At 56.5% G+C, this 20934-nt stretch carries 20 protein-coding genes; 6 read left to right on the top strand and 14 right to left on the bottom strand.

All coding sequences use genetic code 11. From position 1 onward, the window contains the following. The first annotated feature begins 123 nt into the window (after window positions 1-123). The gene (locus EAO80_RS16045; protein WP_122090869.1) at window positions 124-678 is read left to right on the top strand and encodes a metal-dependent hydrolase; all 555 of its coding nucleotides are present in this window, start codon (window positions 124-126) and stop codon (window positions 676-678) included. Window positions 679-1050: 372 nt separating this feature from the next. Here the strand turns inward: EAO80_RS16045 and EAO80_RS16040 are convergent, their stop codons facing one another. The 3 genes from EAO80_RS16040 to EAO80_RS16025 all read right to left on the bottom strand — a co-directional run bounded on the left by EAO80_RS16040 (window position 1051) and on the right by EAO80_RS16025 (window position 3609). Then, a complete protein-coding gene (locus tag EAO80_RS16040; protein ID WP_122090868.1) occupies window positions 1051-1713 on the bottom strand; it encodes a helix-turn-helix domain-containing protein in 663 nt (220 codons plus the stop codon). 135 nt (window positions 1714-1848) lie between these two features. Beyond that, a complete protein-coding gene (locus tag EAO80_RS16035) occupies window positions 1849-2358 on the bottom strand; it encodes a hypothetical protein (RefSeq protein ID WP_122090867.1) in 510 nt (169 codons plus the stop codon). Between the two features lie 1044 nt (window positions 2359-3402). After that, the gene (locus EAO80_RS16025; protein WP_114587455.1) at window positions 3403-3609 is read right to left on the bottom strand and encodes a cold-shock protein; all 207 of its coding nucleotides are present in this window, start codon (window positions 3607-3609) and stop codon (window positions 3403-3405) included. Window positions 3610-3790: 181 nt separating this feature from the next. Between EAO80_RS16025 and EAO80_RS20425 the strand changes: the two genes are divergently transcribed. Beyond that, a complete protein-coding gene (locus EAO80_RS20425) occupies window positions 3791-4060 on the top strand; it encodes a DUF7571 family protein (RefSeq protein ID WP_122090865.1) in 270 nt (89 codons plus the stop codon). A gap of 461 nt (window positions 4061-4521) precedes the next feature. On the opposite strand, the gene EAO80_RS19890 is transcribed toward EAO80_RS20425, so the two are convergent. From EAO80_RS19890 to EAO80_RS15995, 5 genes are read right to left on the bottom strand one after another with little or no spacing between them, the layout of a single operon-like run. Then, window positions 4522-4689 (bottom strand): hypothetical protein, encoded by a 168-nt coding sequence (locus tag EAO80_RS19890; protein ID WP_162994045.1) that lies wholly within the window; start codon window positions 4687-4689, stop codon window positions 4522-4524. 58 nt (window positions 4690-4747) lie between these two features. Continuing rightward, the gene (locus EAO80_RS16010; RefSeq protein ID WP_122090864.1) at window positions 4748-6016 is read right to left on the bottom strand and encodes an argininosuccinate synthase; all 1269 of its coding nucleotides are present in this window, start codon (window positions 6014-6016) and stop codon (window positions 4748-4750) included. A 6-nt stretch (window positions 6017-6022) separates the two neighbouring features. Continuing rightward, complete coding sequence (gene cysC / locus EAO80_RS16005; protein ID WP_122090863.1) at window positions 6023-6883, bottom strand: adenylyl-sulfate kinase; 861 nt, start codon at window positions 6881-6883, stop codon at window positions 6023-6025. Next, window positions 6883-7743 (bottom strand): hypothetical protein, encoded by an 861-nt coding sequence (locus EAO80_RS16000; protein WP_122090862.1) that lies wholly within the window; start codon window positions 7741-7743, stop codon window positions 6883-6885. The genes cysC and EAO80_RS16000 overlap by 1 nt, the downstream gene beginning before the upstream one ends. Beyond that, window positions 7734-8957 carry a sulfotransferase family protein gene (locus EAO80_RS15995; protein ID WP_122090861.1) on the bottom strand — a complete coding sequence of 408 codons (1224 nt, stop codon included), beginning with the start codon at window positions 8955-8957 and terminating at the stop codon, window positions 7734-7736. Before EAO80_RS15995 ends, EAO80_RS16000 begins: the two co-directional genes overlap by 10 nt. A gap of 380 nt (window positions 8958-9337) precedes the next feature. Between EAO80_RS15995 and EAO80_RS15990 the strand changes: the two genes are divergently transcribed. Then, window positions 9338-10012, top strand: a complete 675-nt coding sequence (locus EAO80_RS15990) for a recombinase family protein (RefSeq protein ID WP_122090860.1) — start codon at window positions 9338-9340, stop codon at window positions 10010-10012. Window positions 10013-10149: 137 nt separating this feature from the next. Beyond that, a complete protein-coding gene (locus EAO80_RS15985; RefSeq protein ID WP_122090859.1) occupies window positions 10150-10977 on the top strand; it encodes a PHP domain-containing protein in 828 nt (275 codons plus the stop codon). 377 nt (window positions 10978-11354) lie between these two features. Here the strand turns inward: EAO80_RS15985 and EAO80_RS15975 are convergent, their stop codons facing one another. Beyond that, entirely contained in the window at window positions 11355-12539 is a 1185-nt protein-coding gene (locus tag EAO80_RS15975; RefSeq protein ID WP_122090857.1) for a trans-sulfuration enzyme family protein, read from the bottom strand. Between the two features lie 1447 nt (window positions 12540-13986). Between EAO80_RS15975 and EAO80_RS15970 the strand changes: the two genes are divergently transcribed. Continuing rightward, window positions 13987-14994 (top strand): sodium:calcium antiporter, encoded by a 1008-nt coding sequence (locus EAO80_RS15970; protein ID WP_122090856.1) that lies wholly within the window; start codon window positions 13987-13989, stop codon window positions 14992-14994. Window positions 14995-15141: 147 nt separating this feature from the next. Here EAO80_RS15970 and EAO80_RS15965 read toward each other — a convergent pair whose 3' ends face one another. Next, entirely contained in the window at window positions 15142-16260 is a 1119-nt protein-coding gene (locus EAO80_RS15965) for an SPFH domain-containing protein (protein ID WP_122090855.1), read from the bottom strand. Between the two features lie 580 nt (window positions 16261-16840). Here EAO80_RS15965 and EAO80_RS15960 point away from each other — a divergent pair. Further along, window positions 16841-17677 (top strand): succinylglutamate desuccinylase/aspartoacylase family protein, encoded by an 837-nt coding sequence (locus EAO80_RS15960; protein WP_245998652.1) that lies wholly within the window; start codon window positions 16841-16843, stop codon window positions 17675-17677. Window positions 17678-18021: 344 nt separating this feature from the next. Here the strand turns inward: EAO80_RS15960 and EAO80_RS15955 are convergent, their stop codons facing one another. The 4 genes from EAO80_RS15955 to EAO80_RS15940 form a co-directional block, all read right to left on the bottom strand. Continuing rightward, window positions 18022-18678 (bottom strand): trimeric intracellular cation channel family protein, encoded by a 657-nt coding sequence (locus EAO80_RS15955; protein ID WP_122090853.1) that lies wholly within the window; start codon window positions 18676-18678, stop codon window positions 18022-18024. Between the two features lie 117 nt (window positions 18679-18795). Further along, window positions 18796-19332 (bottom strand): VIT1/CCC1 transporter family protein, encoded by a 537-nt coding sequence (locus EAO80_RS15950; RefSeq protein ID WP_122090852.1) that lies wholly within the window; start codon window positions 19330-19332, stop codon window positions 18796-18798. 146 nt (window positions 19333-19478) lie between these two features. Next, complete coding sequence (locus tag EAO80_RS15945; protein WP_122090851.1) at window positions 19479-19883, bottom strand: helix-turn-helix domain-containing protein; 405 nt, start codon at window positions 19881-19883, stop codon at window positions 19479-19481. Between the two features lie 66 nt (window positions 19884-19949). After that, window positions 19950-20918 carry a sulfite exporter TauE/SafE family protein gene (locus tag EAO80_RS15940; RefSeq protein ID WP_122090987.1) on the bottom strand — a complete coding sequence of 323 codons (969 nt, stop codon included), beginning with the start codon at window positions 20916-20918 and terminating at the stop codon, window positions 19950-19952. Window positions 20919-20934: the final 16 nt, after the last annotated feature.

Genomic DNA, 20934 nt, shown 5'->3' with positions numbered 1-20934 from the left:
GACCGATTCTCGCTGGTGTGGGCTGCAAGTAACAGATGAATCATTAGAAATGCTTGATTCAGGTTCAGTTCTTCAGCTGAAAGCCAAAATAGTATCTAGGGGAATACCAACTATGCAGAGACGATGGTAGACATAACGGGTCATATCGCATTCGGCCTCCTGTTCGCCCTTCCAGCGTGGTTCCTCTGGGATGATCGAGCTAGCATCGGATTCATCGCTCTCTCGGTCGTCGCCTCGCTGTTTCCAGATATCGACCTGTGGCTCAGTCGGTGGTTCCCTGAGATAATACACCATCATGGTGTGACGCATACGGTGTTGGTCGTGACTATTGCGAGTGTAGTCGTCGGTGCAGTTCTTACCGGCTTGTTCAGCACTCAGATCGATAACCGGATTCAAAGCGAGCAGTTCGATACATCCAGTCTATTCGTATTCACGACACTGGGATTCCTGGTCGGAGGTCTGAGTCATCTGAGTGCTGACATCCTTTCAGCACCCGATATCTCGACGCCGATAGAACCCTTCTGGCCTCTCTATACCCAGCCTCTTGGTATCGACTTTGTGTGGTACAACGCTGCATGGATCAACATCGGGTTCTTTTCAGTGATGGTGGTGGCGCACATCGCACTCGCGTATCTGACGACTCCGATCAATCACCGGTATCGACTGCTCCCGAAGTGAGGCCGGCGCGACGTGCCCGAATCCTAACCCGAGAGACGGGATATCTCGCCGTTCGAGGAGGATCGGTTATGAAGCCGAAATCGTCGATTACCCCGACGAGCAACTCGAATATTGCATTGAATCCGGTACCGAAGTATGGGCGTAATAGACGGCTTGTAATGGCGTGCAGAGTGCCTATCGACTCTCGCTGTTAGAGACAGTATATATGAGTGTGGTGTGGGGAATGTGAGTGGTCTGCCAGTAGTACAACTGGACATTCCTTAACAGATATTTCCGAAGTAGCCATAGACCATTTCACGAAATTTGGCCATACTCCGATCCGGACGACTCATGGAGTAGATCCGAATTATCGGAATGCCTCTTTCAAACACATCACTCTTCCATTTTCTTACCGCCGGTGATTAACGTCGATTCAACGAGTGCGCCCGTCGCCCGTCGAAGTTGTTCAGAGAGTGCTTGATGTGATAATCCGAGTTGTTCAGCGAGTTCTGTCTGTGTTACCTCTCGCGGGACCGTGAAATAGCCGGCTTCAAATGCTGCGACAATCGTCTCGTGTTGCGTTTCAGTCAGTCCGTGCTGGATATGACCGTCATCTTTCGCTTCGTATATCGCTCCAATCGACAGCGAAAAGCCTGCTTCTTTCAGATAATCATGAGCCTCAGAGAGCGCTGCTCGATCCGGAAACAGAACGCGAAGGCTCCACCCATTCACCGAACCAGTTGCATGCGTAATTGTTCCCTCATGGTCGGTCAGAAGCGGAACGATCTGATCGATCATCCCCGTCCAGGTCATTTGGTACGAGCGTTCCTCACCCATCTCCGAGAGTAGAGTGAGCTCTTCGACTGTTGGATCATCGTCGAAGGCGGCTTCGAGTGCCGCAAAGTCATCAGCGTGCGCCCATACGTAGGGAGTGATCCGGTCTGGATCATCCGCCACAACCCGTTCGATTTCGATGACCGCCTCTGAGCATTCTGTCAGCGTTGCTTCAAGCGCGAATTCGTTGGTCGGAACCTCCAATTCAAGTATTGTTGCCATGTATATGCGGAGGTAGTGATCAGGATAAAGCTGTGCTCTTAGTGGCAGTTTTACTGCTGAAGATCACTCTCCAAACTGGTCAGTACAGTCTGTCAGCGTGTACTGTGAGCAAAAGAGATACCCGAGTTTTCTATCTCAAGACTCTCCGTTCTGGTCTTGGGACTTTGCAAGCTTGATCGCCAGTAGTTCCAGATCGGGCCGGTCTGTGCACTCACAGACCCACGTGGGCCCGATTGGCACGTCATTCCTGTAGGCGGATTGGAAGAGACGCGATAGCTCCCGTTGCAGTTCCCGTTCGCTACTAATATCGTATAGTCGGGTCAGATATTGTGGTTCGGTAGCAATAAGTATAGTTCCTATACTTGGCTTACCACCCTCATTGCCAAACGAATTCGCCGAGATGCGACCCTTGTGCAACAGGCTCGTGCCACCAATAGCGGTCGTTGCACAAGGTAACAACCAGCGAGAGGAAACGCTCATCACCGGCCCGCACCTCAAGCTGGCAATACTCTGGGGGGAAATGATCACTTGGCAGTTGACGCCAGTAATTCGCTTGATCTCGATGTTTACGTCCTCGATGGTGTCGAATGGATAGCTCAGCGCGAACTCGTCGGCTGGAAGGTGAATCTCCGCGATTGTCGCCATGAACAGTGCAAGTGCTTAGAGACGGATAGAGAGATTCGATCTCAGCGCTCTTCGGTGGGATCGTCCCCTGAGTCGAGTCAATGTCGGTCTGCCCTCGATTGCCCCCTGAGCGACTCCTAACGTTATGTGTCGTCGATCAGCTCGATTTTCTCGAGGTGGCCTTCTTGGTAGAGAGTTAGCATAAGCCATTGGAGATCCTCACTACTCGCGTTCCCGTTCCCGTTCTGATCCATATTCGAGACAAGGGCGTCAGTTGTCTCGGTGAACGCCCCCTCATACTCGATTGTCCAATCTGGGGTTCGCTCTTAATAGGTACTAACAACTATTCATATATAACTGGGTTCGATGATATCCTTCAATTCACACTCTGACAAAGATCAGGGGCTCAATTGAAATAAGATGCGGCTTGGCTAAATCCCGAGCAAATCATAAATATGTGACGTTTGCCTCTTCAATACGTTTCCTACCCATCCCCAGATCACAAACCAAATCTATGGCTATCTTTGTCGCTGATAAACCTCCTGCTAAGAGCCGATCACAGTCGACTTTTCTGAGGTGTAGTAGTTATACTTTAGAGACAGCAGCGACCCTATAGTATGGACTTCTGATTATTGGATTTATCATGATTAGTGTATGATCGTGCTCCACAGTTAGTCCAATCTGAATGAGCCAGTTTATCTATGACTCACAACTATTCGTCGTCAGGAATAGAGCCAATCAGCGCAGCAACTGCGTGTGCTCCCCGCTCTGGCGCTTGGAAGATCGGTACACCGAATGCTTCTATCCCGAGTCGTGATGGACAGATGATACGACAGACGATCTTCTGTGAGCTGGTTATTCTTTCGTTGAGCGAGTTGGCGTTGTTGGAACTCCTTGAACGGGGAGGGGTTCTAGAAATCGTGCTGAATACAGAGTGCGTATCGGTCACGCACCGCTCTTGATGTCGGTGTTTCTGGAGTGTACAGATACCTCAGCTGGAACGTATAACCGTCTGAAAAATCGAGGGTATTGTTTGTCGCCGTGAGCGACGAGTGTGTCTCGGTATTACTGTCGGACGACGTTCGCCGCACGAGGTCCCTTCGGTGAGGACTCAATGTCGAACTCGACCTCAGTACCTTCCGTGAGGTCCTCGCCGCCGACATCCTCCATGTGGAAGAAGACGTCTTCGTCGTCGTCGAGGTCGCCGTCGTCAGTCGAAATGAAACCGTAGCCGCCAGTATCGTTGAAGAAATCAACCGTTCCGTTTGCCATTACAAACAAGTGTAGTCTCCGGCGACTGATAACACTTCCGAGTGTCGCGATACCACTACTCTTGTTTTAGTACGTACGTTAGAACAGTTGGCCGCGTGTACAGTTCGTTCGGATTTCGGAAGTCAGTTTGGCTCCGGGGCAAGTATTTACCATGCGATCACGAGGTATAATATGCATCGTCATGAAACCATGCCAGAACTGCCAGACAGTCATCGACGAGTATCTCCTCGATAAACAACTCGAACCCCTGCGTGAACTCACGGTTGACCACTTCAGCGTCTGTGCGGACTGCACGACCATCGTCGCGGATGCATGTGTGAAGTGTGGCGGCGCAGTGTACGTTCCCCGAGGTGAATCGGTCACCCCTGACTACTGTCCAGCGTGTCGGTCTGATCTCATAGACCGCACCGGACACGACCCTGGCTGGACGCGTGGCAACATGTCCACCTAAACGGCAGTCGCTCTCGAACAATATTTTCCGTAAGGTGCCCGTTCGCCAATCGGCGATAGGTACTCCGCCAGCAATTGTGCTACGGTGTAGCGTGATATAAAGGTAGCGTGGAGATTTGTGTTCGTGGTCCCTTACCGAGCGCAAGTGGCTTATAGCGAATGGTGGTATCGGGATCTTGTGTAACATTGGTAGCTACCGAACGGTTATTGTTTTACAAGTATTGACTCTCTTCTGTGAAAACAGCTCTTTGAGTTGGTATCGCGTACGTTAATTGCTTCCAAGAGTCGACTGAGACACGGACAGTTCGAACTATTGCCGAATCGCTTAACAATCCCAACGGGACAAATATCACTGTTCCCCACTTAGGTGTGAGTACGTCCAATTACTATCGGCGACTCTGGAATGTCCTTTCGCATGTGAGTGATTTCTACACTTATCGGTTCAGCTTCGGTTGATGAGCATTATGCGGTCGGGGGAACAACCCACAGCGAAACGAACACGAGGACGCCCGCGAGCACGCTACCAGCGAAAAGGCCAACAGTGATTGAAACGGCTCCCAACCAGCCAACGATCGCACCACCAGCAACTGAGGCCGGCATGGCTGCGAGCAATCCGTCGTAGACGTTCATAGCTTTGACAGCGAGAGAGTACAGCGAATTCCGGTACTCCGGAATTCACTGACAATTATCACTCGTTTCGGGTAGTCGATTCGTCGTCGCCGCCATCGGCCGCGACTTCCGCGCTCGCCCGCTCCATGGCTCGCTCGCGGATCGTGTTCGCCAAGCGGTCCTGGAAGCCGTGGTACTTCGCGACACCGGTCGCGTCGGCCTGCGTGATGTCGCCGACCGTCTCGGTGTTGAACGAGGCCGCTTCGGCGGAGTAAACCGCGTACTCGCTCTCGCGCCCGATCGGTCGGGCCCGCCCGCCTTCGAGCTTCATCGTGACCGTACCGGTCGCGTGTTCGTTCGTCGTGTCGACGAACGCTTCGAGGCCCTCGACGAGCGGGGCGTCCACGAGGCCCTGATAGGCGTTCTCGGCCCACTGCTGGTCGACCTGTCGCTTGAACGAGCGCTCGTCCTTCGTGAGCACGAGCTCCTCCAACGCTTCGTGGGCATTCAACAGCACCGTCGCTGCGGGATGCTCGTAGTTCTCCCTGACTTTCAGCCCGAGCATGCGGTCTTCCATCAGGTCGGTCCGACCGACGCCGTGGGCACCCGCGAGTTCGTTCAGATGCTCGATCAGTTCGACACCATCCATCTCCGTTCCATTTACTGCGACGGGGTATCCCTCCTCGAATGTAATCTCCAGGTGGTCAGTCTCCTCGTTAGGGGCCTGTGTCCACTCGTAGATCTCCTCGCCGGGGACGTAACTCGGCTCCTCTAACTGTCCCCCTTCGATCGAGCGGCTCCAGAGGTTCGTGTCGATGCTGTACGTCCCCTCGTCGCCACCCTCGACCGGGAGGTCGCGCTCAGCGGCGTATTCGGTCTCCCACTCGCGGGTTAATCCGAGTTCGCGGACGGGCGCGATGACCTCCATGTCCGAGCCGCGCCAGACCGCCTCGAACCGAAGCTGGTCGTTGCCCTTGCCCGTCGAACCGTGGGCGAGCGCCGAACATCCCAGTTCCTCGGCGGTCTCGAGGATGACCTGGGCGATGACCGGACGGGCCAGTGCCGTTCCCAGTGGATAGCCCTGGTAGGTCGCGTTGGCGCGCACGGCGTCGAAGCAGGTCCTGGCGAACTCCGATTTCGCATCGACGACGTGGTTCTCGAGCCCGAGTGCCTCCGCGGTCTCCTCTGCCTCCTCGAATTCCTCCTCTGGCTGGCCGACGTCGACGGTGACGCCGATCACCTCGTCGTAGCCATACTCCTCCTCGAGCAACGGGACACAGACGGTCGTATCCAGTCCTCCCGAAAACGCGAGTGCGACGCGGTCGCGGTCCGCGGTGTTCGATACCATGGGAACTCAGTCCGCGAAGTGCTTGCCTTCGAGGAGTTCGCTCTTCTCGTACTCCGCGCGGGTATCGGTGCCGCTGATCTCGGCGACCTCTTCGGGCACCGAGACGACCGAGTAGCCGACGTCCCGACCAATGGCGACGGTGTCGACGTCCGGGATGATCATCGTCTCGACGTTCGGGTGGTCCTCGTAGACCTCCTCGATGAGCTCCTGGCGCTCCTGAGCGGTCAGCGGGTTCTTCTCGCTGAGTTCGGTGTCGCGGATCGCGATCACGACGTCCTTGCCGTTGTCCGCGGCCGAGTCGATGATCGTCCGGTGGCCGTCGTGCAGCGGCTGCCACCGGCCGATGAAGATGTGACTCGGGTCGAACTTGACGCCGAGTTCGTCGTTGATCTCCTTGATCGTCGCCTCGGATGACTGGGTCGCCGTGCGCACCTCCAGGGCGACCTCCTCGCCGTTCGCGGGCTCCTCGAAGGGGTCGTCGACGCCAGTGAAGCCCTCGATCTCGCCCTCACGGGCCTGCTCGTACATCCCTTTGACGTCCCGTTCCTCGCAGACTTCGACGGGTGTGTTGACGTGGATGAACGAAACGTTCTCGACCTTCTCGGCGATCAATTCACGCTGGGACCGATAGGGCGTGATGAACGATGCGACGACGTCGAAGCCCTGTTCGTTGAGCGCTTGGGCGACACCGGCGGCACGCCGGAGGTTCTCGGTTCGGTCCTCCTTCGAGAAGCCCAGATCGGCGTTGAGCGTCTCGCGGAGGTAGTCGCCGTCGAGATGGACCGTGTTCGGGCCGACCAGCCCCTCGGCGAGGGTCGTCTTGCCCGAGCACGGCAGACCGAAGAGCCAGGTGGTTTCTCCAGCCATCAGTCGACCCTCCCCGTGAGACAGGCCAGTCCACCCGCTCCTGTTCGGATCTCTTCGACACTGGTCGTTTCGACGTCGTACTGTTCGGCTAGCTTCGTCTCCGCGTTGGGTGTGTCGTTAGGCATGAGTATCGTACCGTCTGCCGCGATCGTGAAATTCATCGCTTGTTTCTCGACGATCTCCTCGGTCTCGTCGAACTCGAGGAAGCCGTCGTAGCACTGTTCGAGTTCTCCGTACTCCTCAATCTTCCCGGGGCGAACCGCCGCGCGGCCATCGGGCAACGGGCGGAGCGCGCCCATCAGGTGCTGTACGTCGTCGCCGATTCCGACGATCGTCGTCTCGCAGTCGACGGCCTCGGCGAGTCGCCGCGCCGCCCGATCGGTTCCGCGCTGTCCGACGCCGAGGACCAGTCCGTCGTTCGACGGGATCGCGTTGCTGATCTCGAAGTACTCGTCGGCCGGGAACGGAACGACCGGGTCGTAGCCGCACTCGTGGGCGAACGCAAAGCGGTCCGGTTCCTCGCGTCTCCGCACGTCCGAGGCCATCCGCGAGAGGTAGAAGTCGCCGCCGAACCCGAGGTACGCGTCCGCGGTGTAGGTCGCGTTCGGGTACGCCGATTCGGCGACGACCGTTTCGGTCCCATGGTCCTCGAGGAGATCGCGGTACGCCCGGATCTCCTCGTTGAACGCCTCGACGTCCGGCGTCTCGAGGAATTGGTATTCGTCGGGCTCCGCGTCGGGCTCCCCCGCGAGCGTACAGAGGAACGCCGTTTCGAGCCTTCCCCGGTAGTCGCCGCTCGCCGGACTCTCCCGGTGGGAGTACGACGAGCCGTGGTACGCCGCCGTCTCGGTCAGATCCATTCGGATTCCTCCGTGTACCCGAGCTCCTCGACGACGCCCTCGAAGGGCTCGTCGGCCCGGTCGAGCGCGCCATGCACGAGCTCCTCGCGGTTCCGCCAGCGGGCGCGCTCAGGCTCCTTCGTCGTCATCACCTGGTTGAGGTCGTCGACGTTCTCCGCGAGCAGCGACGAGTCGCCGAGGTCCGCGAACTCGACGACTCTCTCGACCGTGGATTCGGTCTCGGTAAGCAGGTCCTCGAAACGAACTCTGAGGACGTCGTCGAACGCTTCGCGTCCGTCGAGGACGTGCCGGTGGGCCTGTGTCCACTGTTTCAGGCAGACGTCGATCAGTCGACCGTCCCTGAACCAGCCCGGTGGGAGGTCGTAGTTCCACAGCGAGCCGTCGTAGTCCTCGAGATCGAGTTCGCCGACGTCGTACGTCTGAAACCCCCGGTTGAGCCGCCAGCCGTCATACAGCCCGTTGATCGAGGCCGCGGGGTTGCGCGTCAGATGGACTATGTCGACGTCCGTCTCGGGAAACAGCTGTTCTCTGATCCAGGGGAGCCGGTAGGCGTCGACGCTCGTCTTCAACACGAGCGTCCGCTCGAAGTCCTCCTCGACCAACCCGCGCTTGTGATCGTGGGAGCTGATGAACGGCCGCTCCTCGATCGCCTCGTCTTCCATCGCCTCGTCGGCGTCCCCGTCGGCGAACGCGTCGTAGTGGGTCGGCGAGATCCCGACCGAGTCGAGCACCTCGTCGAGCGAGGCTCCGTCGAGCAACCGCTCGCGCATCCGCCCGTAGGGAAGCTCCCGGTCCGGGAACTGTAGCGGAAGCCGGACGAGCGCGTTGTCCACGCGGTGGGTCCGGTCGCCGGACGCCTCGGTCGCACCGACATCCGCGAGCAGGTTCGTGAGGAGCTTCTCCCGATCGAACGACTCGAATTCCGCGCGAACTCGGTCCGAGTCGAACGTCGGGTAACAGATCCCATTGAAGGTGTACCACTTGCCGTGTTCGCCATCGGGACTGCACGTCCCCTCGTGGTACCGGAGGGTGTCGAACAGGAGGCTACTACCCCCCCTTGACGCCGACGCGATCAGCAGGACGCTGTCGAAGTCGTCGGCCCGGTGTTCCGATAGGATCGACCGTTTCTCCTCCGGTACGACCCCGTCTCTTACCCGTTCATACTTCCGCTGGGCTCGGTCATGAGGAGCGGATAGCGGGTCCTCGAGGCTCATCGAACACCCTCCATCGGTTCGCCCTCTGAGCCGGCATGCCAGCGGAACTGACGGCCGGGATCCGTCGTTTGTGCTTTCATCATGAGCCGTGTTCATTTGTCGACCCTTTTCCCTCGGGGATTCTCGTATCCCGACATCCGTGGGATCGATTACCCCCAGGCGAGGGATCGACTGGATAAACCCACTTCTGCAAGCCGGAAAAACGCAAGGCTTTCACATTCGGGGTAAATAGGGGAGTTTCTCCCATGGTAGAATTAGCTACCTTTCCGCCATGAGGGTCGGAGAGCCGTTCGAATTCCGCTCCAATCGAGCGTACGTGGGCGCGAGACCACCCGTAAGGTACATTACATCGGAATTCTCATCCTCTGACGAACGGCTCAATGGTCAACGAAACGACGGCCATCTACATCCGCGATACGGCGGCGATAGGCTCGGAGGAGGAACAGCAGGAGGTGGCACTCGACTACGCGACGACGGCACTGAATCTCGATCCGGCAGAGGTCATGGTACTGTCGGATACCGCGTTACAGGCTCGGAACGCACCCTCCTCGAGCGACCAGGAGCTGTTCAACCTCGCCGATAAGGGCGACATCGAACGCGTGATCGTCCGCGATGCCTCGCGGATCGCCCTGAACATGCGTGACCTCTACGACCGCGTCACGCGACTCGTCGAACGCGGCGTTGCGGTCCACATCGTCGAATCCGGTCTCCGGATCAGCGCCTCGGCATCGGGTTCCGAGGATGCGGACGACCATACGATGCTCCGCGCACTCGGCATCGCCGCGGAACTCGAAACGGCGATGAACAGTCGGCGGACCAAGGAGGGTATCGCCGCGGCGCGGGCCGAGGGGAAACACGTCGGGCGTCCCCCGTTCGGGTTCGACAGCGACGGAAACGGCACCCTTGTCCCGAACGAGGACTACGAGACCGCCTTGGCCGTCATTGAGGAGGTCGAGGCCGGCGAGAGCAAGCGATCCGTCGCTCGACGGGCCGATATCACTCGCGCGACCGTTCGCAACATCATGGACCGCAAGGAGGTCTACCTCTCGAACTGAACGGCGGATCCCGTCGAGCGTCCGCCTATCGGATCGACCGCCCCGTGCCAAACAACGTACTACTTTCCGGCCCCGTCGGTAGGTCACACGGCATCCGACGGCAGTGAACTTAACCCGAGCGGCGAGGATCATGAAGTATGGAGGGTTCGATTCATGCGGATCTGCACGTACACACTACGAACTCCGACGGGGAGTTGGTGCTTGACGAGATTCCGGCTGCGGCGGCCGACGCCGGTATCTCCGCCGTCGCTATTACGGATCACGATCGACTCCACCCGAAGCTGAACGTTCCGCGGACGCGTATCGACGGTATCGACGTCATCCATGGCATCGAACTGCGCGTCGAGGTCGCGTCGCTGGACGAGCGGATCGATCTGCTCGGATACGGTGTGAGCGAATCGCCGGCGCTCTGCGACGAACTTGACCGTCTTCAGGAAAATCGAAAAAGCCGTGCCAGGCGCATCGTGGACCTGGTCGAAAGCGAGTTGGGGGTCGAGCTCGACATGGGGATCGACGACGGCACCGGTCGGCCACACATCGCCCGTGCGGTCGACTCTCACCCCCAGACTGCCCTCTCGTATCAGGAGACGTTCGACGAACTCATCGCCGACGGCCGCCCCTGTTACGTGCCACGCGAGATCCCCTCGTTCGAAACGGGTGTCGAGTTGCTCTCCGATACCTGTGGGGTGGTCAGTCTCGCCCATCCCTACCGCTACGACGATCCGGAGGCGGTACTCGAACTGGCGTCTCGACTCGACGCAGTAGAGTGTTACTATCCGTATTCGAGTCCGAATATCGCATCCAGTTCAGATCTCGACGTGCAGGCGACCGAACGCCATGACCTCCTTCTTACCGGTGGAAGTGACGCTCATACAACGGAACTCGGCCAGGCGGGAATCAGTAAATCGCAGTACGAACGATTGCTAGATGCAGGTGGGTTCGAAGCACGGGTGACCAACGCATGACGTTCTTATAGATAAACTTATGTATTAAAATTGATGGTGTCGTATTGCTGAACAGCCAGCAGACAACTCCTGTATACACATCAACCCGCCCCACGTAGGTGTCGTAAACTGGGTTTCCGTGACGGCAGACTGCTCCGAATCAGTGTTGAGATTCGGATAGAGGGTCTCCTTTACGACAGCGAGAACAGCGGGTTCAGCGAGTGGAGCTACCATTAACGGGTCTTCTGATTCGACCACCATTAAATAGAGTCGCTTCGGTTATTGAACGCGGAGGAGTACTCCAAGACGTCGCTACTGGTAATGCAACTCGTTCGTTTGGGAGCGATTCGTATCCTCGCTTACGGATCGAGATAGTCGGGAGGGTGGGATTCGTCCGCCTACGGGAGCGCTGACCGGAGGTCCTCACAGAGATCGTCGCTGTCTTCGATGCCGACTGACAACCGGACCAAGGTCTCGGGAATGTCCGTAGTGGCCGATTCGTTGTTGACCTGATCGGGGTTCATTAGCGACGGCACCTCAACGAGACTTTCAACGCCACCCAGACTGGTCCCGGGGGTGAATACCGTGAGCCCTTCAACGAACGCCTCGATTTCGGTGAGCGAACCGTCGAACTCGAAGGACAGCATCCCGCTGTACCCCGACATCTGTTCGGCTGCGAGGTCGTGTTGGGGATGGCTCTCGAGGCCCGGATAGTGGACCCGGGTGATTCGGTCGTGGCCCTTGAGGAGACGAGCGACCGCCATCGTGTTCTCTTGGTGGTGTTTCATCCGTGCTGGCAGCGTTTTGATGCCTCGTGCGACGAGATAACAGTCAAAGGGCGAAAGCACGTTCCCGAGCCCAATCCGCTGGGAAAATGCCAGTTTCTCGAAGATCTCGTCGTCGTCGGTGATGACGGCTCCACCGATCGAATCCGAGTGGCCGTTGAGGTACTTGGTAGTACTGTGAACGACGATATCGGCACCCAGTTCGAGTGGGGCCTGAAAATACGGGCTTGCGAAGGTGTTGTCGACCCCGAACGGAACGCCGTGATCGTTGGCGATGTCTGCTATCGAGCGGATATCACACAGCCGCATCAGCGGGTTCGTCGGTGTCTCCGCCCAGATCAAGTCAGTATCTGAATCGACGGCCGTGGCAATGTTTTCGGGCTCGCGAGCGTCGACGAATTCGACGTCGATACCGAGGTGACCGGCGACCAGTTTCGTGAGGAGTTTCTCAGTCCCGCCATAGATGGAATCCGACGAAACGAGGTGACCTCCCGGCGGGACCAGTGATAGCATCGTCGTCGAGATAGCGGCCATCCCCGAGGCAAGCGCCAGGCCATGCTCGCCGCCTTCGAGGCGGGCTACCTGCTTTTCGAGGGCTGCCCGTGTCGGATTGCTCTCGCGCGAGTATTCGTGTTCGTTGGTAGTGTCTCTGCCACTCCACTCGAAAGTGCTCGAGAGGTGGATGGGCGCGACGACATCATTCGTGCTACCGTGGTTGAAACGTGGTGTGTTCTCAGCTGCGCCGACAGCGATAGTCGCGAATCGGTTCCGGTTGACTTGGTCATCGTCTCGTGTCATAAGTGACGTATCGGGGGAACTGTCTTCAGTACGGCGTCTCCGATAACTACCAGAGAGGTAGACTAGTCGGTTTGGTACCGTCTTCTCCATCTGTAGCGCTGGATATCTCGATTAGTTCGTCTCTGGACGATCTCACCAGAGTCACAAATTCCTGTTTGATGATGACCGCGGACCATGAGACGTACTCCGTAGTTATTGTTCCTAGGAAGCAAATCCGTTCAATAGACGTAGTGAATCGCTCTCTTCCGTCGCTACTGGCAGCCACGATACGACCCGTCGTCAGCTATGAATTCGCTTATAGCCCCTGTCTGGCAGCTACATACTTCGAATGTGGTGTCGTGTCGTCTGGTCGCGTTATCTCTTGTCCGTCCAGCTGCTTGAACTCATGATATTCGTCGCGATTTGGCTGTTTGAGCACGCTGATCTACCCCACACGCAAACAGTGGCCCATGTCATGGACATCCTCGAGAAACTGGGGAACAACGAGGTTGAGTAGACGAAACGTCGCGGGAAGAAGCTCGTCGTTATCGGCGAAAATGCGGCCGACCGATATCACGATCGTTGTGATCGGGAAACCGACCAACCCCTCATAGAGAGCGTGATGACCTAATACCGAGTCAACAGGAAGGAGCATAGCCTTCGATAACTACCCCGGGCATGCCCTCCTCTCTTAGTGACAACTCCGAACAGCCTTACCTTGGTGTAGGGGATAAAAACGATTTCTCTGACTTTATTTTCGGACGCATATCACACCACAGTGTGAGCATTCAGACGTAGCCTTGTGCAACACTGCCCGCTTTCAAGTAAATTTATCATACAATATCTGTCATTGAACATCTCAGGTAGAATGCGATTCAGACGAATGAATCTCACTCGCGAACAATCTCTGTAATAGGAACAATTGTGGCCTCATTGCACTCGCGGCAAAACGCTAGCTTCTCTTTATATGGAGCACCACAACGCTGGCATGCGTAGAGCCATGGTTCTTGATGAGGATTTCGCGCATCGTATGTCATTTCTTTTTTCCCTCCCTCTCTTATAATTGCTCTCTCAAATATTAAAGCTGCTTGCCTGCAGTAGTCGAGCGAACGTGGACAGCAATTTTGTCGTGGTGAAACGGATTTCGTCAATTGTCATGGTATTATTAGATTTGCTAGTCTCTTCTACTTGCGACGCTAATGGACGTGATCCGATTGTATCGCCGGTCTTTCGATATCAGTAACGGTCACCGACCGGATGAGAGTTGATACCAGTTCGATGTCTCCCTCAGTCATGCAAAGAAACGTATCATCCTAATCGGTGACTCTGAGGGTTCTGCAAGACCCCCGGACAAGGAAACGACTCCGGTGAGCTCGAATTGACGCTCTCACTGATGAGGCCTACCGACCCGAAGCCCAGTACAGCTGTATGAAACAACTTTTACCGATATATAGAGAACGGATAGTCGATGCCGGGCCTGCTCGTCTCGCTCCTCCTCGTGGTGGTTGCAGTGCTCATCATCTGGAAGGGAAGTCAGTACTTCGAGCGAGCCGCTGAGCGCCTCAGCAAGCACTATGGCTTGCCGGTCGCTGTCCATGGTGCCATCGTTGTCGCAGTTGGGTCGAGTTTCCCTGAGATCAGTTCGATCGTTATCAGTACAGTCGTCCACGGGGAGTTCTCCCTCGGTGTCGGAGCGATCGTTGGCAGCGCCATCTTTAACCTCCTCGTCATTCCAGCCTTCTCGGCATTCGCCAGCGAGAACCTCGAGGCAACTCGCGATATCGTTCATAAAGACGGCCAATTCTACATTATCAGCGTTCTCGTTCTGTTCATCATGTTCGCACTCGGTGCGACATACGTTCCGGGCGGAACGAACGAGGCTGCGATCCTGACACCAGCGTTGGCGATCTTTCCCCTCGCGACGTACGGGATCTACATCTTCCTTCACCAGCAGGATGCCAGTGGACACGTTGGGGACGACTCCATCGACGTGCGACCGCGTCGAGAATGGGGACTCCTCGCGGTGGGACTCTTGATCATCGCTGTCGGCGTTGAACTGATCGTTCGCGCCGCCCTCTCACTCGGCGCTCTCTTCGGTACGCCGAGTTTCCTGTGGGGACTGACCGTCATTGCTGCTGGGACGAGCCTCCCGGATGCGTTCGTAAGCGTGCGCGCCGCTCAAAACGACGACAGCGTCACCAGCCTCACGAACGTTCTCGGGAGCAACACGTTCAATCTCCTCGTCGCCATTCCCGTCGGCGTCATTCTGTCCGGGACAGCGACCATCAATTTCCTCGTTGCAATCCCGACGATGGGGTTCCTCGCATTCGCGACGCTCGTGTTCATTGTCTTCATCCGTACTGATCTCGAACTCACGAACCTCGAGGCCTCCGGCTTTCTGGGACTGTATGGGCTGTTTCTCCTCTGGATGACTCTCGAATCAGTCGGTATCATCGAGACCGTTCAAGGTATCTAACCTGCCATACTTCCACAACACCGACACCAACCAATCAACACAATTCGGGCTCATCAGCATATCTCACAGACGAACAAACACGAGCGACGAGGGTAGACGACCAAATAAGTCACGTTGCATATCCCACTCGCTGGCGCTCGCTCAATACTACTCCATTTCGTATTCGGCTTCGGTTTCCGACACGTCGACATCGTCATCGGATTCGGAGTCGACATCCCTGCCCTGCTTGATCGCGTCTGCCTCCCGTTCCATTGCCTCGAGATCCGGTTGTGCCTCCTCCTCAATCCCAGCGATCATTTCGGTGATGTCGTCGAGTCCAAGCAGTTCGCGGGTTTCCTCGTCGAAGTCGAGGCTGTCGAGTTGTTCTTCGGTGATCTTGGTGTCGCTACCCGTGAGGTGCTTGCCGTACCGGCCGACCAGCGAGGTCAGCTCCTGGGGAAGGACGAACGTGGTCGACTCGCCCTGGCCGATCGACTCGAGCGTTTCCATCCCCTTCTCGATGACCGCGCGTTCGCCCATCGATTCGGCGGATTTCGCGCGCAACACGGTCGAGACGGCATCACCCTGGGCCTCGAGGATTTGGCTCTGTTTCTCACCCTGTGCGCGGATGATGTTCGATTGCTTGTCCCCCTCGGCGGTCTCGACGGCCGAACGGCGTTCACCTTGGGCTTCCAGGATCATCGCGCGGCGCTTTCGCTCCGCCGAGGTCTGTTGCTCCATGGCACCCTTTACACCTTGGGACGGCGTGACCTCGCGGACCTCGACGGACTCGACGCGGATCCCCCACTCGTCGGTCGGTTCGTCGAGTTCCTCGCGAATCCGTGCGTTGATCTGTTCACGTCGACTAAGCGTGTCATCGAGTTCCATACCCCCAATGACGGCCCGCAGCGTCGTCTGGGCGAGATTCGAGACGGCCCGCTTGTAATCGTCGACTTCGAGGAACGCACGTTTGGCGTCCATCACGCGGATGTAGACGACGGCGTCCGCGGTCACCGGCGAGTTGTCGATCGTGATCGCCTCTTGGCTCGGCACGTCGAGCGTCTGAGTCCGCATGTCGAAGTGATGGGTCGCCGAAACGAACGGCGGGACGAAGTGGATCCCTGGTTCGAGGAGTTTGCGGTACTCGCCGAAGACCGTCAGGGCGCGTTTCTCGGTCGCGTCGACGATCTCGACCATCTGCCAGACGGTCACGATGGCGAGAAAGAGGAGTAACAATGCGACGAACGTGAGCGTGAGTGTCGCCTGCACCGGGACGAGGGGAATCATATCCTACATTTAGGGAGGCACTGCGAAAAGGGTTTGCTCGACCGCTAGATCGAGTATTATCGTTCGTATTCAGGATGGCAGTCATGTTTGTGTTCGGCGTGCCGTCAGTCCTAGTCCCGGTCCCACTTCGTTCGTTCCATTCGAGTTTGCTCCGCTTCGCCCTTAAGATGACTCGCTCGGTGACCCGGCCGTGCTGAAATCGTGATGTACTGACAACAGGGCAACACGAAGGGGTACAACTCACGACCCCCACCCCGGGCACAGCCTCTTCTCCTAGTCCACAGTAGTTCCCGCAACCATCGTCGTCTGAACGTCAGTAATCTCCATATCCCGCTGGCCGCGATCAGCCGTTAACCCCATCGCTCGTCTGAAAGGTCCCGCATCGTATATTCTGCTACTAGCGGGTACGCCCTTTAACGGCTGGTGACGGCTCTAGCCAGGGACCCTCCTGAGAGGTCCCACTCCCGACAACGGTTGTCTGGGGAGACTGAACTTCTATTGGTGCTACTATCTGTTTCGAGCAAACAATGAGGACTGAACGACCGGAGTCTTATTGTAGCTCACACTGGAGTATCTACTAGTGAGACGACGAACCCTCCTCCCCTCTGGAGCGACCGCCCTTACTGGCGCATTGATTGCCAGTGTGGCGGCGCTCCGATCAATCCACCGCTCTCCGGATCGCTCACTTGCCCGTGCTAAAAACGCGCTCAATCAAGATCGACTCATCGGGATTATTATGGAAGGGACCAACCACGAGACTGGGGTCTACGAAATCACCGGCGCCGAGGAGGGGCCGACGGCGGTAATCCTCGGCGGGATGCATGGCAACGAGATCAACGGCTATCGAGCTGCGGCTAACATCACGAACTGGGAGATCGACACAGGACGATTGATCGTGATCCCGCTTGCCAATATCGCTGCAATCGAACAAAACAACCGCCGAGGGCCGGACGGCGACCTCAACCGATTATTTCCCAGCGGCCAGGAACCGGAAAGCGCCCTCGCTCGCGCGATTTGGAGGGTCGTCAAGGACGCCGACCCGGACGTTGTGATCGATCTACATCGGTCTCGCGGGCTGTTCAACCCTCATCATCGGTGGATTGGGCAAGTGATCCTCACGGCGAACGCACAGGGAGAGAGAAAACAAGCAACCGATACCGCAGAATACGTTATTGACTATATGAACGAGAATCACGTGCCGCAGACGATGCGATTTCATCGATTCACCAGAGTGGACATTCGTGATATCAATCGGGGTTCCGGGTTGCTTATTCAGAAGGTCCAGCATGAGTTAGATAGTACAAGCTTTCTCGTTGAGTCGACTGATTTCCTGCTTGATCTCGAGACACAGATCCGCTGGACGACTACGATAACCGAACAACTACTCGAACAGAACGGGATCCAGCGAACGACATGACCGATAGCGACAATACTCTTAGGAAACGTGTTGGTGCCCCCAGTGTCTGGGTGAGTTTCGCACTGTTGGTCTTCCCGCTTGCTCTGAGCACCATCGATTCGCGATTATGGTCCCCGCTTGCACTCCCAGGATACGTCCTGTTCGTCTTGATGACGACTATTGGTAACATACTTCCCAAAGTCCGGAACTTTGGCTTCCGGTTGTACTGGGTTCCCTTTATCGTCGTCTGTTATGGGATCTCACTTGCTATTGGAACCGGATGCGGTGCGGTTCGTCGGCGATATTACCGCACACGAGTAGACCACTAGGGAGGGATATCAACGACAAGAGAGATTGGCTCTGTCTCACTTGTCTAAGAGCCCCAAAGCCTGTATAGAGGGGATATTCCAGCCGTACGTCGCTGCGGCCAACCGAGTTCCAACAGTGACTGCTGCACACACGATGGCAGCGGTACCGTCGGTTGCTCCAATACTTCCGACGATCCAGTACGCGCTTCCACCGAACACTGCACACGTCGCGTAGAAGTCCTCAAAGAGGATAAAGGGGGACCGGTCAAGAAGAATATCTGCAATCGCCCCACCACCTGCTGCATTGATCGTCGCAATAGCAACGACACCAAAGGCTGAGACGCCCGCTCCGCTTGCGACGATCGCACCTGTTGTAGCGAAGGTAGCAAGTCCAATAGCATCAGCGAGAAGCGTTATTGGATGGTTATCAGGTGAGATCAGAACGCCACTCAATACGACCGCTAAGCTAACGCCAAGGAATCCTAAACCGATCTCGACAGGCGATTGGAGCGCTAAGGGAATCCGGTCGACAAGTAAATCTCGTGTCATCCCTCCAGCGAACGCCATTGCTAATCCAACAACAGCAATACCAAACAGATCAAATTCTTCACGGATCGCCTTAGCCGAGCCAACCAAAGCAAATGCAACTAACCCGATCGTGTTCATAACCGCGAATGGGTCACCGAAGAGCATTCCGATGAGATCCTGACTCACTACTCGTTGCTTGTAGAGCCGGTCTCTTGAGCGCTCTGTCTCAGAGATAATCAGTATATTGATGTGTTGAGATGTCCTTCTCACTGGATTTCTGTGAGGATCACTGTGTTCCAGACATTATGCGAGGCCACCGAGGAACACACCAGTAGCGTAAGCAACGCCTGCTGCGACCATCCCAATCGTGAACATCTCTAATCCTGCCAGATACCACAGTCGATCGACCACGAGACTTCGACTCGCACCGACAGCGAAGAACGCCCCACCCGTCGCTACGATCGAGATAGTGAAGGCTGGCTCAATGTTGAGCAAATATGGGAGCAAGGGGGTCCAACCAGCTATGATAAACGCGAAAAACGTCGTAGCTGCGGTGTAGACAGGAGGTTTATCGATATTCGAAACGGCCTGCCCATGCTTCGTCGCCTCGTAATCGAGCTCCGAGCGTTGGCTCAGGTAGTTACTCATCCCCATCGAAAACCCATCGGCTAGGAGGTTCGCAACACCCAAGATCAAGACGATCGCTGGCTCGAGTGCGGCCCCCGCTACACCGGCTACCACGGCAAAAGTCGTAACGATACCGTCGTTCGCGCCGTAGATTACCTCTGCAATGTATCCACCAGCATCATCTACTTCATCCCGGAGGACCTCTTTTAGCATTCTACATAGAACAACGACGCTACTGTGTTGAATTCTGCTGAATCTACCTTCGCTGTACGAAAAGGAGAACACTGATCACTATGAATCACAGCAGACCCTTTCTATTCGCTACTCTCAATAAGTCGGTTTAGAATTAAATACAACAGTTAGCCTTCAATTGGCGGTGATTGGTCGGGTTCGGCGGCGTATTTATCGCCGAACTCACCAATGAGCTGGCCCATCTTCGCGTACCAGTCATTCAACATTCGCTGCATCTCTTGGGCGATCTCGTCGGCATCCCGCGGACGATAGACGTGGTAGTACCCACCTTGTTCGTAGTTAATTTGCTCTTTCTGAATGAATCCGACCTGCAGTAAGCGCTGAACGGATCGATACGCAGTCGAGCGTTCACGATCGATCCGCTCGGCGATATCATCAACGGTGAGTGGTTCCTCGGTCTCATTCAGCATCTGAAAGACGTTCTTATCTATTTCCTTGAGATCATGAAAACACTCTAGTAGGCCCTCGCACTGCATATCCTGCCGAAGCATTTCACTCATTGAGTTAGCCATCAGTTATCGATATTATGTATTAGCGGTTCAAAAGTATTTGCATGGTATGCACAATACTGCCGCTATCTATGACGATACCAGTTGACACCACGGTCCCTTCCTATCATGTCGGAGCGCACAGATCGCTGCAAGGACGATCGCCGTACTGACGAGGATCGTTGCACCAAAGATGAGCACAATACTTACCGTATTGAGCGCCTCGATACCGAACCGACCACTCAGTTCGTTGGCTCCAACCGACAGACTCCCCGCGAGCAACATTGCAGCGAAGTAGCCCTTAATGTCGTCCTCGGCAACCAGTTTCGTCGCACCAGCTCCGATACGCGCGCCCATCGCACTCCCAACGAGGAGCGACCCAACGACTGGGAGCGTGATCGAACCGGCCTGTGCGTAGACGAACGCACCGTACGCTCCAGAGATAGTGATCTGAAGGATATCGGTTCCAACCGCGACAGCAGCAGGGATACCCAGGCCGTACATCATCACCGGCATCAGCAGGAAGCCGCCTCCGACGCCGAGGAATCCAGAGAGAACGCCGATCGCTACACCGATCGCGAGGACAATCCAGACGGAGACGGTAACGCCACCGGAGAGAGAAACCATCGGCGGAAGGCGAATCGATTGCACTCGATCGGCGAGATCGGTACTGTCCGATCCGGCGGTCTCGGTACGTGCATCCCGTAGCGTGAACAGGCCAACCACGGCAAGTAGACCGACGTAGGCGATGCTGACAACGAGATCAGCCGAGCCGAATTCCTCGAGGAGGAAGACGACTCGTTTGCCAAGTTCGATACCGAGCGTCATTCCAAGGATCATCAGTGCAGCGAGTCGATAATCGACCTGACCGTGATCGCGATGTTTGAGCGCGCCGATGACACTGGTTCCGAAGACGAACGCGAGCCCGCTCCCGACAGCGACTTTCGCCGGATAGCCCAATACCAGCAATGCTGGCGTTATGAGGAATGAGCCACCCATACCGAAGAAGCCGAAGAGGATACCGATGAGGAACCCGAACCCAACGAAGAGGGCAATCATCGCGAGACTTAATCCA

The organism is Halalkalicoccus subterraneus (assembly GCF_003697815.1).
Taxonomy (GTDB): domain Archaea; phylum Halobacteriota; class Halobacteria; order Halobacteriales; family Halalkalicoccaceae; genus Halalkalicoccus; species Halalkalicoccus subterraneus.
This window is presented reverse-complemented; position numbering and strand designations above follow the sequence as displayed.